The organism is Streptomyces sp. R-07 (genome assembly GCF_049913175.1).
Classification (GTDB): Bacteria; Actinomycetota; Actinomycetes; order Streptomycetales; family Streptomycetaceae; genus Streptomyces.
This window is the reverse complement of record NZ_CP183978.1, coordinates 3,964,374-3,979,206: the sequence shown is the minus strand read 5'-3', so window position 1 is coordinate 3,979,206 and position 14,833 is coordinate 3,964,374. Positions and strand designations below refer to the sequence as shown.

Annotated in this window: 12 protein-coding genes and 2 tRNA genes; 8 read left to right on the top strand and 6 right to left on the bottom strand. The window is 70.6% G+C overall.

Features of this window, described 5'->3' with window-relative positions; all coding sequences use genetic code 11:
* Nucleotides 1-401: 401 nt before the first annotated feature.
* The 6 genes from gyrB (at nt 402) to ACN9M0_RS18115 (ending at nt 7,690) form a co-directional block, all read left to right on the top strand.
* The gene (gene gyrB / locus ACN9M0_RS18140) at nt 402-2,429 is read left to right on the top strand and encodes a DNA topoisomerase (ATP-hydrolyzing) subunit B (protein ID WP_366037063.1); all 2,028 of its coding nucleotides are present in this window, start codon (nt 402-404) and stop codon (nt 2,427-2,429) included.
* A 41-nt stretch (nt 2,430-2,470) separates the two neighbouring features.
* Nucleotides 2,471-5,068, top strand: a complete 2,598-nt coding sequence (gene gyrA / locus ACN9M0_RS18135) for a DNA gyrase subunit A (RefSeq protein WP_366037062.1) — start codon at nt 2,471-2,473, stop codon at nt 5,066-5,068.
* A gap of 106 nt (nt 5,069-5,174) precedes the next feature.
* On the top strand, nt 5,175-5,738 hold the full coding sequence (locus tag ACN9M0_RS18130) for a DUF3566 domain-containing protein (RefSeq protein ID WP_366037061.1): 564 nt from the start codon (nt 5,175-5,177) through the stop codon (nt 5,736-5,738).
* 98 nt (nt 5,739-5,836) lie between these two features.
* Nucleotides 5,837-5,910, top strand: a tRNA-Ile gene (locus ACN9M0_RS18125).
* A 160-nt stretch (nt 5,911-6,070) separates the two neighbouring features.
* Nucleotides 6,071-6,205, top strand: coding sequence for a DLW-39 family protein (locus tag ACN9M0_RS18120; protein WP_003958712.1), 135 nt, complete (start codon nt 6,071-6,073; stop codon nt 6,203-6,205).
* Between the two features lie 180 nt (nt 6,206-6,385).
* A complete protein-coding gene (locus ACN9M0_RS18115; protein WP_399696234.1) occupies nt 6,386-7,690 on the top strand; it encodes a hypothetical protein in 1,305 nt (434 codons plus the stop codon).
* 1 nt (nt 7,691) lies between these two features.
* Here ACN9M0_RS18115 and ACN9M0_RS18110 read toward each other — a convergent pair whose 3' ends face one another.
* Nucleotides 7,692-9,011 (bottom strand): serine/threonine-protein kinase, encoded by a 1,320-nt coding sequence (locus ACN9M0_RS18110; RefSeq protein ID WP_426403904.1) that lies wholly within the window; start codon nt 9,009-9,011, stop codon nt 7,692-7,694.
* Nucleotides 9,012-9,075: 64 nt separating this feature from the next.
* Nucleotides 9,076-9,624, bottom strand: a complete 549-nt coding sequence (locus ACN9M0_RS18105; RefSeq protein WP_189833709.1) for a helix-turn-helix domain-containing protein — start codon at nt 9,622-9,624, stop codon at nt 9,076-9,078.
* Nucleotides 9,625-9,752: 128 nt separating this feature from the next.
* On the opposite strand from ACN9M0_RS18105, the gene ACN9M0_RS18100 reads away from it, so the two are divergent.
* Nucleotides 9,753-9,825 (top strand) — tRNA-Ala (locus ACN9M0_RS18100).
* Nucleotides 9,826-9,907: 82 nt separating this feature from the next.
* Here ACN9M0_RS18100 and ACN9M0_RS18095 read toward each other — a convergent pair.
* Nucleotides 9,908-10,801 carry a LysR substrate-binding domain-containing protein gene (locus ACN9M0_RS18095; protein WP_426403903.1) on the bottom strand — a complete coding sequence of 298 codons (894 nt, stop codon included), beginning with the start codon at nt 10,799-10,801 and terminating at the stop codon, nt 9,908-9,910.
* 140 nt (nt 10,802-10,941) lie between these two features.
* Here ACN9M0_RS18095 and ACN9M0_RS18090 point away from each other — a divergent pair, with 140 nt between their 5' ends.
* Entirely contained in the window at nt 10,942-11,718 is a 777-nt protein-coding gene (locus ACN9M0_RS18090; protein WP_366037057.1) for an SDR family NAD(P)-dependent oxidoreductase, read from the top strand.
* A 31-nt stretch (nt 11,719-11,749) separates the two neighbouring features.
* Here ACN9M0_RS18090 and ACN9M0_RS18085 read toward each other — a convergent pair whose 3' ends face one another.
* From ACN9M0_RS18085 to ACN9M0_RS18075, 3 genes are all read right to left on the bottom strand, one after another.
* Nucleotides 11,750-12,394: a response regulator transcription factor gene (locus ACN9M0_RS18085; RefSeq protein ID WP_366037056.1), complete on the bottom strand. Its 645-nt coding sequence runs from the start codon at nt 12,392-12,394 to the stop codon at nt 11,750-11,752.
* A complete protein-coding gene (locus ACN9M0_RS18080; RefSeq protein ID WP_399696233.1) occupies nt 12,346-13,587 on the bottom strand; it encodes a sensor histidine kinase in 1,242 nt (413 codons plus the stop codon). Before ACN9M0_RS18080 ends, ACN9M0_RS18085 begins: the two co-directional genes overlap by 49 nt.
* Nucleotides 13,588-13,693: 106 nt before the next feature.
* Entirely contained in the window at nt 13,694-14,491 is a 798-nt protein-coding gene (locus ACN9M0_RS18075) for a CPBP family intramembrane glutamic endopeptidase (protein ID WP_366037054.1), read from the bottom strand.
* Between the last annotated feature and the right edge of the window lie 342 nt (nt 14,492-14,833).

Here is a 14,833-nt window from a genome sequence, read left to right as displayed (position 1 = left end):
CGGTGCGGGCCCTTTAGCGGGGAGTACGTGGGGTGCGGGTCCGGGGAAGGGCGCCCACCTGGTGGTTCCGTGCCCACCCTCCCCCAGGCTCCGTCCGGGGGGACCCCCACGCCCTGCGGAACGATTGTCCACAGAGGTGCGGAACGCATGCCCACGAGGGGTTCGGAGCGCATGCCCACAACGCGCTACGGCTCGAAGCGCTGGGTGGCCGTCAGGGGCCTCTGGAGCCCCTGTCTGGATATGGGGAGTCGTCTTGGTCCCGCTCAGGGCGGCACATGCGCATTCAGGTACCGGCAAACCCCCATGACTGTCGGCGCTACCGGTAGACTGGGAGACAATCCCGCCACCCTGCGGAACATGTCGAACGACGCAGCCGCTCCCGTATGCCCGGAGAACGGCCTGTGCTGTGCCAGAAAGGGCGCTTCGTGGCCGATTCCGGCGACCCCAACGAGAACAACCAGTACACCGCCAGCAACATCCAGGTCCTCGAAGGCCTGGATGCGGTGCGCAAGCGCCCCGGTATGTACATCGGCTCGACCGGTGAGCGCGGTCTGCACCACATGGTGCAGGAGGTCGTCGACAACTCGGTCGACGAAGCCCTGGCCGGCCACGCGGACACCATCGACGTGACGATCCTGCCCGACGGCGCCGTGCGCGTCGTCGACAACGGCCGTGGCATCCCGGTCGGCATCGTCGCGTCCGAGGGCAAGCCGGCCGTCGAGGTCGTGCTGACGGTGCTGCACGCGGGCGGCAAGTTCGGCGGCGGCGGCTACGCGGTCTCCGGCGGTCTGCACGGCGTCGGCGTCTCCGTCGTCAACGCCCTCTCCACCAGGGTCTCGGTGGAGATCAAGACCGACGGCCACCGCTGGACCCAGGACTACAAGATGGGTGCCCCGACCGCGCCCCTCGCCCAGCACGAGGCGACCGACGAGACCGGCACCTCGGTCACGTTCTGGGCCGACCCGGACATCTTCGAGACCACCGAGTACTCCTTCGAGACGCTCGCGCGCCGCTTCCAGGAGATGGCCTTCCTCAACAAGGGCCTCACCCTGACGCTCACGGACGAGCGCGAGTCGGCGAAGGCCACGGTCGGTGCGGACGACCCGGAGGCGGAGGCCGCCGAGCCGACCGCGCGCACGGTGAAGTACCACTACGAGGGCGGCATCGTCGACTTCGTGAAGTACCTCAACTCGCGCAAGGGCGAGCTGGTCCACCCCACCGTGATCGACCTGGAGGCGGAGGACAAGGACAAGGCCCTGTCCCTCGAGGTCGCGATGCAGTGGAACAGCGGCTACAGCGAGGGCGTGTACTCCTTCGCCAACATCATCCACACCCACGAGGGCGGCACGCACGAGGAGGGCTTCCGGGCGGCGCTGACCTCGCTGATCAACAAGTACGCGCGCGACAAGAAGCTGCTCCGCGAGAAGGACGACAACCTCACGGGTGACGACATCCGCGAGGGTCTGACGGCGATCATCTCGGTCAAGCTGAGCGAGCCGCAGTTCGAGGGCCAGACCAAGACCAAGCTGGGCAACACGGAGGCGAAGACCTTCGTCCAGAAGGCGGTCTACGAGCACCTCAACGACTGGCTGGACCGCAACCCGGTCGAGGCCGCGGACATCATCCGCAAGTCGATCCAGGCCGCCACCGCGCGCGTGGCCGCGCGCAAGGCGCGTGACCTGACCCGCCGCAAGGGCCTCCTGGAGTCGGCCTCGCTGCCGGGCAAGCTCTCCGACTGCCAGTCGAACGACCCGTCCAAGTGCGAGATCTTCATCGTCGAGGGTGACTCCGCCGGCGGCTCGGCCAAGTCCGGCCGCAACCCGATGTACCAGGCCATCCTGCCGATCCGCGGCAAGATCCTGAACGTCGAGAAGGCCAGGATCGACAAGATCCTGCAGAACACCGAGGTCCAGGCCCTGATCTCGGCCTTCGGCACCGGTGTGCACGAGGACTTCGACATCGAGAAGCTCCGCTATCACAAGATCATCCTGATGGCGGACGCCGACGTCGACGGTCAGCACATCAACACCCTGCTGCTGACCTTCCTCTTCCGCTTCATGCGGCCGCTGGTCGAGGCCGGGCACGTCTACCTCTCCCGTCCGCCGCTCTACAAGATCAAGTGGGGCCGGGACGACTTCGAGTACGCGTACTCGGACCGCGAGCGGGACGCGCTCGTCGCGCTCGGCAAGCAGAACGGCAAGCGGATCAAGGAAGACTCGATCCAGCGCTTCAAGGGTCTCGGCGAGATGAACGCCGAGGAGCTGCGCGTCACCACCATGGACGTCGAGCACCGCGTGCTCGGTCAGGTCACCCTGGACGACGCCGCCCAGGCCGACGACCTGTTCTCGGTGCTGATGGGCGAGGACGTCGAGGCACGGCGCTCGTTCATCCAGCGCAACGCCAAGGACGTTCGCTTCCTCGACATCTGAGTCGGTCTCAGCTGACCGTACGAAAGGACTGACGACCAGCAATGGCCGACGAAAACACTTCCGGCACCACCGAAGAGCAGGGGCCCGTGCTGCGGATCGAGCCCGTCGGGCTCGAGACCGAGATGCAGCGCTCGTACCTCGACTACGCGATGTCCGTCATCGTGTCCCGCGCGCTGCCCGACGTACGGGACGGCCTCAAGCCCGTCCACCGCCGCGTGCTGTACGCGATGTACGACGGCGGCTACCGGCCCGAGAAGGGCTTCTACAAGTGCGCCCGCGTCGTCGGCGACGTCATGGGTACGTACCACCCGCACGGCGACTCCTCGATCTACGACGCGCTCGTCCGCCTCGCCCAGCCCTGGTCGATGCGCATGCCGCTCGTCGACTCCAACGGCAACTTCGGCTCCCCGGGCAACGACCCGGCCGCCGCCATGCGTTACACCGAGTGCAAGCTCATGACGCTGTCGATGGAGATGCTCCGGGACATCGACGAGGAGACCGTCGACTTCCAGGACAACTACGACGGCCGCAACCAGGAGCCGACGGTCCTGCCGTCCCGCTTCCCGAACCTGCTGATCAACGGCAGCGCCGGCATCGCGGTCGGCATGGCGACCAACATCCCGCCGCACAACCTGCGCGAGGTCGCGGCCGGTGCCCAGTGGGCGCTCGAACACCCCGACGCCAGCCACGAGGAGCTCCTCGACGCGCTGATCGAGCGGATCAAGGGCCCGGACTTCCCCACCGGCGCGCTCGTCGTCGGCCGCAAGGGCATCGAGGAGGCGTACCGCACCGGCCGTGGCTCGATCACGATGCGCGCGGTCGTCGAGGTCGAGGAGATCCACAACCGCCAGTGCCTGGTGGTCACGGAACTCCCGTACCAGACCAACCCGGACAACCTCGCGCAGAAGATCGCCGACCTGGTCAAGGACGGCAAGATCGGCGGCATCGCCGACGTCCGCGACGAGACCTCGTCCCGTACCGGTCAGCGCCTGGTCATCGTGCTCAAGCGCGACGCCGTCGCCAAGGTCGTCCTGAACAACCTGTACAAGCACACCGACCTGCAGACGAACTTCGGCGCGAACATGCTGGCGCTCGTCGACGGCGTGCCGCGCACCCTCTCGCTCGACGCGTTCATCCGCCACTGGGTGACGCACCAGATCGAGGTCATCGTCCGCCGGACGAAGTTCCGGCTGCGCAAGGCCGAGGAGCGCGCCCACATCCTGCGCGGTCTGCTCAAGGCCCTCGACGCGATCGACGAGGTCATCGCGCTCATCCGGCGCAGCGACACGGTCGAGGTCGCCCGCGCGGGCCTGATGGACCTGCTCCAGATCGACGAGATCCAGGCCAACGCGATCCTGGAGATGCAGCTCCGCCGGCTCGCCGCCCTGGAGCGCCAGAAGATCATCGCGGAGCACGACGAGCTCCAGGCGAAGATCAACGAGTACAACGCGATCCTGGCCTCCCCGGAGCGCCAGCGGGCGATCGTCAGCGAGGAACTGGCCGCGCTCGTCGAGAAGTTCGGCGACGACCGCCGCTCCAAGCTCGTGCCCTTCGACGGTGACATGTCCATCGAGGACCTGATCGCCGAGGAGGACATCGTCGTCACCATCTCGCGCGGCGGCTATGTGAAGCGGACGAAGACCGAGGACTACCGCTCGCAGAAGCGCGGCGGCAAGGGCGTGCGGGGCACGAAGCTGAAGCAGGACGACATCGTCGACCACTTCTTCGTGTCCACCACCCACCACTGGCTGCTGTTCTTCACGAACAAGGGCCGGGTCTACCGGGCCAAGGCGTACGAGCTGCCGGACGCCGGCCGGGACGCCCGCGGCCAGCACGTGGCCAACCTGCTGGCCTTCCAGCCGGACGAGCAGATCGCCCAGATCCTGGCGATCCGCGACTACGAGGCCGCGCCGTACCTGGTGCTCGGCACCAAGGCCGGCCTCGTGAAGAAGACCGCGCTGAAGGACTACGACTCGCCCCGCTCGGGCGGTGTCATCGCGATCAACCTGCGGGAGCGCGAGGACGGCAGTGACGACGAGCTGATCGGCGCCGAGCTGGTCTCCTCCGAGGACGATCTGCTGCTCATCTCGAAGAAGGCGCAGTCGATCCGCTTCACCGCCACGGACGACGCGCTGCGTCCGATGGGGCGCGCCACGTCGGGCGTCAAGGGGATGAGTTTCCGCGAGGACGACGAGCTGCTCTCGATGAATGTCGTCCGGCCCGGTACGTTCGTCTTCACCGCGACCGACGGCGGGTACGCGAAGCGCACCCCCGTCGACGAGTACCGCGTCCAGGGCCGTGGCGGCCTCGGCATCAAGGCCGCCAAGATCGTGGAGGACCGTGGCTCGCTCGTGGGCGCGCTGGTGGTCGAGGAGACGGATGAGATCCTCGCCATCACGCTGTCCGGCGGTGTGATTCGTACGCGAGTCAACGAAGTCAGGGAGACCGGCCGTGACACCATGGGCGTCCAGCTGATCAACCTGGGCAAGCGCGATGCCGTCGTCGGCATCGCACGGAACGCCGAGGCGGGCAGCGAGGACGAGTACGCCGACGACGCCGAGGGCGTGGTCGAGACGGTCGAGGTCGAGGCCGAGGCAGTCGAGGGCACGGAGCCCTCGGCCGGGGAGCACGAGGAGTAAGAGCGTGAGTGGAGCCACGGGCGCCGGATCGGCGGCTGCCGGAGCTTCTGCTGGTGCTGGAGCGAACGGCGCCCGTGGCCCCGCCACGGACTCCCAGGGGGTTGCGGTGACGGACACTCGAGGGCAGCAGCCCTCGTACGAGACCTACAACGGGCCGCTGCCCGGCGAGCGCGCGGGCGCTCAGCAGCCGGGCGGTCCCTACCACCCGCCGCAGGCGTACGGCGCCCCGGCGGGCGGTACGGCGGGCGGTCAGACCGGGGCCGTGCGCCGGCCGCGTACCGGGGCGCGCACGACGCCCAGGACGCGCAAGGCGCGGCTGCGGGTGGCCAAGGCCGATCCGTGGTCGGTGATGAAGGTGAGCTTCCTGCTCTCCATCGCGCTGGGCGTGTGCACGGTCGTGGCCGCGGCGGTGCTGTGGATGGTCATGGACGCCATGGGCGTCTTCTCGACGGTCGGCGGCACGATCAGCGAGGCCACGGGCTCGAACGAGTCCAACGGCTTCGACCTGCAGTCGTTCCTGTCGCTGCCGCGGGTGCTGATGTTCACCTCGGTGATCGCCGTGATCGACGTGGTCCTGATGACCGCGCTCGCGACGCTGGGCGCCTTCATCTACAACCTGTCCGCCGGTTTCGTGGGCGGTGTGGAGCTCACGCTCGCCGAGGACGAGTGACCTGCTCGGGGGCCGGGTGGTGACCGATTTTGGGACTGGCCCCCACGTGCGCTAATGTTCAGGAGTCAGCGCGCGGGACACACACCGCAAAGCGCGGCGGGGCTATAGCTCAGTTGGTTAGAGCGCATCCCTGATAAGGATGAGGCCACAGGTTCAAATCCTGTTAGCCCCACAGACGAGATCGACCCGGATGGTTCCTCCATCCGGGTCGATCTGTTTGTGCGACGTTTGAAGCAGGGGTGCGAAGCCCGTACAGGTCACCGATCGGTATCGGTCGATGTGTAGAGTGGGCGTCAGAAGTCTCCTACGTCAACGAAAGACGAGGTCGCGCGGTGAAGAAGCTTCTCCTGGTCGCACTGGCCGCCATCGGCGGGCTCCTCGTGTACCGCCAGATCCAGGCGGATCGCGCCGAGCAGGACCTGTGGACGGAGGCGACCGACTCCGTGCCCGCAGGTTCCGGTGTCTGAGCCACACACACTCTGTGGGTGAAGCCCCGGCCGCGTGAGCGGACCGGGGCTTCGCTGTTCCCGATCGCCTTGGGGTTCGCCGCCGCGAATGATGCGCTTGCTCAAGCAAAGTCTTCGTGTGGCGGCCCCGCGGAGGGCAGGATGGACCGGCACCGCAGGGGGAACGGACGGGAGAGACGCGTGAGCACGCAGGCCGGGAGGCGGGCCGGGATCGGCCGGAGGGCGGGAGCCCTGATCGCGGCGGCCGCGGCCGTGGGCGCGGTGACGGGCCTGCCCGCCCAGGCCCACGCTGCCGAGGGGGCCGGAGGGGCGGCGGTACCGCCGTACGCCTTCGACGGCTCGGCACAGCGTGTCCAGGGGGCCGCCTCCAGCCTCGACGCCAAGCCCCTGCAGCCCGGGAAGACGTACCGGGACACCCTCAAGAAGGACGGCAAGGTCTACTACCGCGTCGACCTCGACACCAAGCGGAACACGTACGTCTCCGTCGTCGCCGTCCCGAAGCCCGGCGGCAAGGTCGCGTACGGCGACGGCTTCAAGGTCAGCATCCAGGACGGCTCCGGGGCCGACTGCGGCTACCAGGACGTCGACTTCGGCTCCGGGCAGTACGCCCGGCCGCTCGCCGGCTACGCCCGCCGGATCGTCGACCCGGACTCCTCGACCTGCCAGAAGCAGGGTGCCTACTACGTGCTCGTCGAGCGCGAGTCGGCGGCGGACTCCACCCCGGACGACTGGGAGCTGGAGCTCCGGCACGTCTCCGAGCCGCTCCTCAAGAAGGCCGTGCCGACCGCGCTGCCCGAGGTCTGGCCCTCGGGCACGCCCGCGCCGCCGGGCGGAGGGCCGCAGCCGCGGCAGGGCGGCGCCGGGTTCCACGACGCCGTCTCGGCGCGCGAGGGCGAGTGGCGGGCCGACATCCGGCCCGGCCAGACGCTCTTCTACCGGGTCCCGGTCGACTGGGGGCAGCAGCTCTTCGCCAGCGCCGAGCTGGGCAGCGGCACCGACGGGGACCTCGTGAGCAACGCGCTCACCCTCTCGCTCGACAACCCGGCCCTCGGCTTCGTCGACATGAACACGGTCAGCTACAGCGGGGAGCCCGCGACGCTCGCGCTCGACCCGCTGCGGCCGGTGGCCCACGAGAACCGCACCACCTACGACAACGCGACCAGCGGCATGCGGTTCGCCGGCTGGTACTACCTGACGGCCACCCTGAGCCCGGAGATGGCCGCCGCGTACGGCGACAAGCCGGTGCCGCTGACGCTCCGGGTGAACGTCACCGGCAGCGCGCAGCCGGGCCCCGGGTACGACGGCGACCCCGGGATGTTCACGGTGACCGCCGACGACCGGGACGCGGCGGCGAACGGCGCCACCGGGGCGGACGCCGGGAGCGACGGCACGATGATCGCCGTCGCGGCGGCCGGGATCGGCACCGGGACCGTGCTGCTGCTCGGCCTCGGGGCCTGGACCCTGCTGGCCCGGCGGCGGGCCTGAGTCAGATCTGCGCCAGGGCCCAGAAACCGACCGCGAACGACACGAGCGCGAGCAGCAGCACCGGGACCGTCACCTTCGGGGGCGGTCCCGGCCGGCGTACGGGGGTGGGCGCCGGCGCGTGGGGCGGCGCGGGTGGCGTGTGCGGTGCGGGAACCTGATCGGGCCGAGCGGTGTAGGGATGCGTGGGGGCTTGTCCGTACGGCGTCGCGGGAGCGGGCGCCTGCTCGAAGGCGGGGATCGGGTGCGTGACCGGCGGAGGCAGGTGGAAACTGCCCGTCTCGGAGGGGCCGGGCGGTGACTGGGGCGCCGGGACCTGGGCGGTGGGCAGGTAGGGCTGTGGCTGGTGCTGCGACTGGGGCTGGGGCTGTGCGGGCTGCACCGGCTGTGCGGGCTGTTCCTGGGCCGGTACGGGTGCGGGTGCGGGGGCAGGCGTCGCGGTGCTCGTGGGGCCTTCCGGGCCGAAGCCGGCCGGAAGCGGGCCGAGCTGGTCGAAGATCTCGATCGGCTGCTCGTCGGGGCGCGGCTCGGGCAGCATCTCGACGGCGGCGCTCAGCGCCTTGCGCGCCCCCGTGGCCGTCCGGAACCGGGCCTGCGGATCGGGCTGGAGCAGACCCGCGAGCACCTGCCACAGGGGCTCCGGGATGCCCTCAGGGGCGCTCGGAGTGCCGTACGCGAGGAAATGCTCCACCAGGGCCTGGGAGTCCGGCTTGCGGCCCTGGAGCAGATAGAGCGCGACCAGGCCGACGGCGAAGAGGTCGGCGGTGAAGTCCGGCTCGGCGCCGAGGAGCTGCTCGGGCGCGAAGTAACCGGGCGTCCCCACCACGTAGTTGGTCTCGGTGAGGCGGGGTTCGCCCTTGCGCATGGAGATGCCGAAGTCGGACAGCCGCAGGTGCGGCCGCCCGGTGCCGGTGACCTCCATGAGGATGTTGGCCGGCTTGATGTCACGGTGCACGACCCCCTCGGCGTGCACCGTGGCCAGCCCCGACAGCAGCTGGTCGAGCAGGGCGCAGACGAAACGGGGCGGCAGCGGGCCGTAGTCCCCGATGACGTGGGCCAGCGAGCCCCCGGCCACCAGGTCCATGGTGAAGAGGACCTTGTCGTCGTCGGCGGCCCAGCTGGCCGGGGCGAGGACGTGCGGATGGTCGATCCGCAGCGCCTGCTCGCGGACGAAGCGGAGCAGCGTGTGCGCGTCGCTCTGCAGGAGCACCTTGGCCGCCACGTAGCGGCGGCGCCGGTGGTCCCAGGCGCGCCACACCGCGCCCGCCCCGCCGCGTCCGATCGGGTCGATCAGCTCGTACCGACCAGCGAAGACCTCACCCATCGCGCTGCGCCCGCTCCCCGTCTGCGTCGTCTCCCCGCGGAACCGGCCGGCTGCCGGACCCGCGTCAGTTCTGGTGCGACTCGTAGTGGGCGACCGCGTCGGCGGTGCGCCCGGCGCCGTACACCCGGAGGAACTCTGCCAGTTCCGGGTGGGCCGGGGCGAGCGAGTCGGCGGCGTCGATGATGTCACCGGCGGCCGCCACGGAGCGCAGCAGCGACTGGATCTCGCGGACCACGCGGCGCACGGTCGGCGCACCGGAACCGGTGGTGGTCTGGCCCGTGCTGGTGAGGACGGAGCCGCCCTGCGACTTCTTGACCTCGTCCATCCGGTCGGTGGCCTCGGCGGCGCTGACGCTGCCGTCGGCGACCTGGACGGCGAGCTCCTGGAGGGCCTGGACGCGCTGGACGACGGCCGGGTTGCCGATCTTGGCCCGCTGGCCGCTCATCAGCTGGGACAGCATGGGCGCGGAGAGCCCGAGCACGGCCGCGAGCCTGGCCTGATTGAGCCCGAGATCGTCGATCAGGCGACGGAAGAGCGCCCCCAGCGGCTCTCCGTACCAACTGCGCTGAAGCTCTCTGGCTCTTGCCGTGGCTTCCTGCTGCGCTGCGTCCATTGCTTCTCCCCATCCCTTAGGTTCGCCACTGCGAACCTCGGTCAGCATCTTACGGAGAGTGGTCGCCGACCGGGAGTCCTATCCTTTTGCCGGACATGGGGGGTGACCCGGTACGCTGTTCTCGTTCCGGGGCCTTAGCTCAGTTGGTAGAGCGCTGTCTTTGCATGGCAGATGTCAGGGGTTCGACTCCCCTAGGCTCCACAGAGGAAGACCCCTCTGACCTGCGATAACGCAGTCAGGGGGGTCTTTTTGTCCCCATTTTCGGCGGCCGGGGGGTGTCCGCTCAGCCCGTCGGGGCGGGTGGCTGCGGCGTCGCGTCGGCGGCCGTGCGGGCCAGGGCGCGGATGACGGGCGTGTGGCCGGTGGTGCGCCAGACCAGGGCCCAGTGGCAGTGCGGCGCGTCACGGACGGGCAGATACGCGATGGTGGGCCAGGGGTAGAAGCGGGCGGTCTCGGCCACCACGGCGCACACCGTGTCCCCGCCGGCGACGAGGGACATCTGCTCGTGCCAGCTCGACGCGGTGGGCCCGCGCCGGATGGGACGCCCCGACGGTGTGCGCCGGGGATGGAAGGCCTCCTCCATGCCGGACGGGAGTGCGGGCGAAGCCAGGACGGTGCAGTCGCCCAGGTCCTCCAGGCAGACCGAGGCGCGGGTGGCGAGCGGATGTCCGGTGCTGACCATCAGGACCACGGGGGAGACGTGGGTGACGGGTCCGACGGTCAGATCGGTCTCGTCGACCGGCAGCCAGACCAGCGCCGCGTCCACCTCTCCGGCACGCAACTCGTCGAAGGGCGCGGTGGGTCGGATCTCGCGGTAGCGAAGCTCGACGGCGGGATGGCGGGCCCGGAACGGTTCGAGGACATGGCCGATCATCAGCGTCTCGGAGCCCATGACACCCAGCGTCAGCGTGCCGCACACCCCGCCCGCGGCGGCGGTCGCACTGTGGATCCCCTCCATGATCTGCCGGTAGCCGGAGGCCAGGTCGCGCCGGAGCCGCTCGCCGAGCGGCGTCAGCCGCACCGTGCGCGAGGTCCGTTCGAACAGCGGGGCGCCGATGCGCCGTTCCTGCTTCTTCACGGACTGGCTGACCCGGGCCGGAGTGACGTGCAGCCGCTCGGCGGTGCGTCCGAAGTGCAGCTCCTCGGCCAGAGCCAGGAAGATCTCGATGTCCCTCAACTCAACGCGCCCGCCCCCGGATTGTGAACCCGCCGCTTAACAGAACGGTACCGAGACGGCCGTTGATGGCCAGGGTCCCGGCGACGGAATCTGAGACTGCGCCGCGACATCGCGGAGGCATTCCGAGGGGAGTGGGACCGATGGCAGCACTCACGGGCAGGACCGCGCTGGTCACCGGCGCGTCGCGGGGCATCGGGCGGGGCATCGCCCAGCGCCTGGCCGCCGACGGTGCCCTGGTGGCCGTGCACTACGGACGGGACGAGGGCGCCGCCAAGGAGACGGTGGCCGCGATCGAGGCCGCGGGCGGGCAGGCGTTCGCGGTGCGGGCGGAACTCGGTGTGCCCGGCGACGCGGACACCCTCGTCGAGGCGGTCGTGGCGGGCCTTCGGGAACGGACGGGAACCGACCGACTCGACATCCTGGTGAACAACGCGGCCGTCGACGAAGGCGGCAACGGCGAGACCCCCGAAGCCTTCGACCGCCTCTTCGCGGTGAACGTCAGAGCGCCGTACTTCGTCATCCGGCGCGCGCTGCCGCTGATGGGCGAGGGGGGCCGGATCATCGACATCGGCTCCGGCGTGACCCGCATCTCGGTGCCGGGCGAGCTGGTGTACTCGATGTCCAAGGCGGCCCTGGCCACGCTGGGCCGCAACCTCGCCAACGAGGTCGGCCCGCGCGGGATCACCGTCAACACGGTCGAACCCGGCACCGTCCACACCGACCGCACCGCGTGGCTGTTCAGCCATCCCCAGGCCGAGCAGATGGTCACGGGCAGCCAGGCGATCGAACGCGTGGGTGAACCCGCCGACATCGCCGGGGTCGTCGCCTTCCTCGCCTCCCCCGACAGCGGCTTCGTCACCGCGAACACCATCGACGCCAGCGGTGGCACGTATCTGGGCCCCAAGAACCTCGGCTGACCGGGGTGATCCGGTGCCGTGGGCGCCGCCGTCAGCGTCTGAGGTAGGCCAGGACGGCCAGCACGCGGCGGTTGTCGTCGGCGGACGACTCGATCCGCAGCTTGGCGAAGATGCTCGCGGTGTGCTTGGCGACCGCGCTCTCGCTGATGTGCAGGGTGTTCATGATGGCGGCGTTCGAGCGGCCCTCGGCCATCAGCTTCAGTACGTCGTGTTCGCGCGGGGTGAGTCCGGAGGTGTCACCCCGGGCGTCGCTGCGGGCGAGGAGCCGGGCGATGACCTGCGGGTCCATGACCGTGCCGCCGGACGCCACCGTCCGTACGGCGTCGATGAACTGGGCGGTGTGGGTGACCCGGTCCTTGAGCAGGTAGCCGATGGCGCCCTGGCCGCCGGCGAGCAGCTCGTGGGCGTACAGCTGGTCCACGTACTGGGAGAGGATCAGAACCGGGAAGGCCGGGCGGGTACGGCGGGCCTCCAGGGCGGCCTGCAGGCCCTCGTCGGTGAAGGTCGGCGGCAGCCGGATGTCGACCACGGCGACGTCCGGCCGCTCCTCGCGCAGGGCGCGCAGCAGGGCGGGGCCGTTGTCCACGGCCGAGACCACGTCGAAGCCGTGCTCCCGGAGCATGCGGCTCAGCCCGTCCCGGAGCAGGAAGAGGTCTTCGGCGAGGGCGATGCGCACGGTATCTCCAGGGTCGCGGTGGTCGGTCCGCCCGGCGGGCTGTGCAGGTCGAGGGACCCGTCGAAGGTACTCAACCTCCGCCGGACGCCGTGCAGTCCGCTGCCCCGGGAGGGGTCCGCCCCGCCGTGGCCGTCGTCGGTGACCGTGATGCGTAGTACGGGGCCGCCGGCGAGCTCGATGCGGATGTGGACCCGGCGGCCGCCGGAGTGCTTGGCCGCGTTGGCGAGGAGCTCGCTCACCGCGAAGTAGCCGGCGGACTCGACGGGGGCCTGCAGCCGCCCGGGCAGCTGCGCGTCGACCAGCACGTCGAGGAAGCTGTCGAGTGCCAGGGACCGTACCGCGTCACCGAGTCCGCGGTCGGCCAGCAAGGGCGGCTGGATGCCGTGGACCAGGTCCCGGAGGTCCTTCAGCGCCCGTGACGAGGTGGCGCGGACCTCGTCGAGGAGAGCGCGGGCGGCCCGCGGATCGGTGTCGAGGAGCAGGGACGCCCGGTCCAGGGTCATCCCCAGGGCGACCAGCCGGGCCTGCGCCCCGTCGTGCAGGTCCCGTTCGATGCGGCGGAGTTCGGCGGCCTGCGTGTCGAGCGCGTCGGCGCGGGTGTCGGTGAGGTGCTCGATGCGGCGCTCCAGTTCGGTGCGGTAGGGAGCGGACAGCACCCGTCGGCTCCAGCGGGCGTGCCACCTCAGTGCGGTGGGGGCCAGCCGCAGCCCGGCCATGGTGAACGCGAGGCCCAGGAGGAGGGCGGCGAGCATGGTGGCGGTGGAGTGGACGGGGATGAACGCATACCAGTTGCCGTCGCCGAGGAGCCGCCAGACGAACGGCTGCACCAGCGCGCCGAACAGCCCGTAGTCGACGAGCGCGAGGGGCAGCGCGACCAGGAGCGCACCGGTCCACGGCTCCAGCCAAGCCCATCGGAGGTCGTGCCAGAACCCTTCGTCGCCGAGGATCCGCGGTGCCCGTCGGTGACGGTTCCCGGTACGGCCACCGGGGTCCTCGGGGGCGAGCGGCTCGGGCGGGCTGATCCGCGTGCCCGTCCAACGGAGGGTCCAGGAGCGGTAGCGGTCGGAGAGCCGGCGCAGGGCCAGCGCGGCGGGCGGCAGCAGGGGAAAGCCCACGCCCACCGGGAGCAGGAGCAGTACGCCCACCACGAGCCCGCCGACCGCGGTCGTCGCGAAGGCGGCGAGCGACAGCAACTGACACCGCCCTACGGCGACCCAGCCGCGTCCCACCGCACCACCGCGGCCACGCGCGTCCGTCCGTCCGTCCCCCACTGCCCCGGCCACCCGTCCTCCCGTCACGTCAGCGTGCGCCGTACACCGGCGTCACGTCCCGCACCGCGGGTGCGCGTACGACCCACAGAACCGCCGTCAGCAGGCACGCGCCGCCGAACAGCACCATCGGCAGCACCGCGCCCGACTCCTCGTCCATGAACAGCAGCATCCCCAGGTTGACCAGGGTATGGAAACCGCCCGCGAGCAGCAGACGGCCCGCTCGCACGCGCTCCAGGCCGAGCCCGAGGACGACCGACATCGCCACGGTGGCCAGCAGGAACCCGGCGGCGTAGGCCGGAGCCTGGGTGAAGACCTGGACGTGCCACACGCCCCACACCACGCCCACCAGCGCGGAGGCCGAAAGGGGACCGAACCGCGTGCGCACCAGGGGCTGGAGCAGGCAGCGCCAGCCGATCTCCTCGCCGCACGCGCCGACGAACTGGGCCACGACGACCAGCGCGAAGGGGTGTCCGAGGGACCACGGACCGGTCGCCCGGGGTGTGCCCTCCACGGCGGTGTAGGCGGCCACGCTCAGGACGGTGATCAGTGGTGCCGTGAGCAGCAGCAGGAGCCCCCGCCCGGCCCGTTCCTCTCCGGCGCCCTCCGCCTCGTGCGCCCGGCGGCCGGGCAGGGCCCCGGCGAGCCGGCCCCGGATACGGGACGGCCACAGCAGGGCCGCCGCCAACACTCCCAGGGCGGGGCCGAACTGGGTCAGCTGCACCACCTCCGCCGGTATCCCGGTCGCGGGCTGCACCGCCCCCAACACGCCTGCCGCCACGAACGCGACGGCGAGGAACACCCCTGCCTCCGCCTTCCAGTCCCGCATGCCGCCCGGCCTCCCGCTCGATCGGTTCGTGCGCGTCCCCCTCGGACGCCTCACCGTCGACCCTGCCGGTCTCCGCGGGGCGGGCCATTGCAGGTAGCTGCCCAAGGGGGGTGTATCCAGGTGCACTGTCCCGAGCGGGCCGTTCCGAAATCCGCCCGGCTTGTGGGCAACCCAGGGCGGGGGGCATTTCTGGTGCGTGCGGAGGTGTGGTCGCTGGACTCCCGCTCGGGGCCCGCTCGAGTGATCTGGTCATGGGGCGATCCATGACGACGGCCCTGGGAGGCGCGGACGAGCCGTGTCATCGTCGATACGACATCGCTGGTCAGTCCCTCCAATATCGGA

Excerpts from the sequence above, each read along its gene's own strand:
- ACN9M0_RS18075 (WP_366037054.1), bottom strand. The coding sequence starts at position 14,491 with ATGCGGGACTGGAAGGCGGAGGCAGGGGTGTTCCTCGCCGTCGCGTTC.
- ACN9M0_RS18105 (WP_189833709.1), bottom strand. The coding sequence starts at position 9,624 with ATGGACGCAGCGCAGCAGGAAGCCACGGCAAGAGCCAGAGAGCTTCAG.
- ACN9M0_RS18110 (WP_426403904.1), bottom strand. The coding sequence starts at position 9,011 with ATGGGTGAGGTCTTCGCTGGTCGGTACGAGCTGATCGACCCGATCGGA.
- gyrA (WP_366037062.1), top strand. The coding sequence starts at position 2,471 with ATGGCCGACGAAAACACTTCCGGCACCACCGAAGAGCAGGGGCCCGTG.
- ACN9M0_RS18090 (WP_366037057.1), top strand. The coding sequence starts at position 10,942 with ATGGCAGCACTCACGGGCAGGACCGCGCTGGTCACCGGCGCGTCGCGG.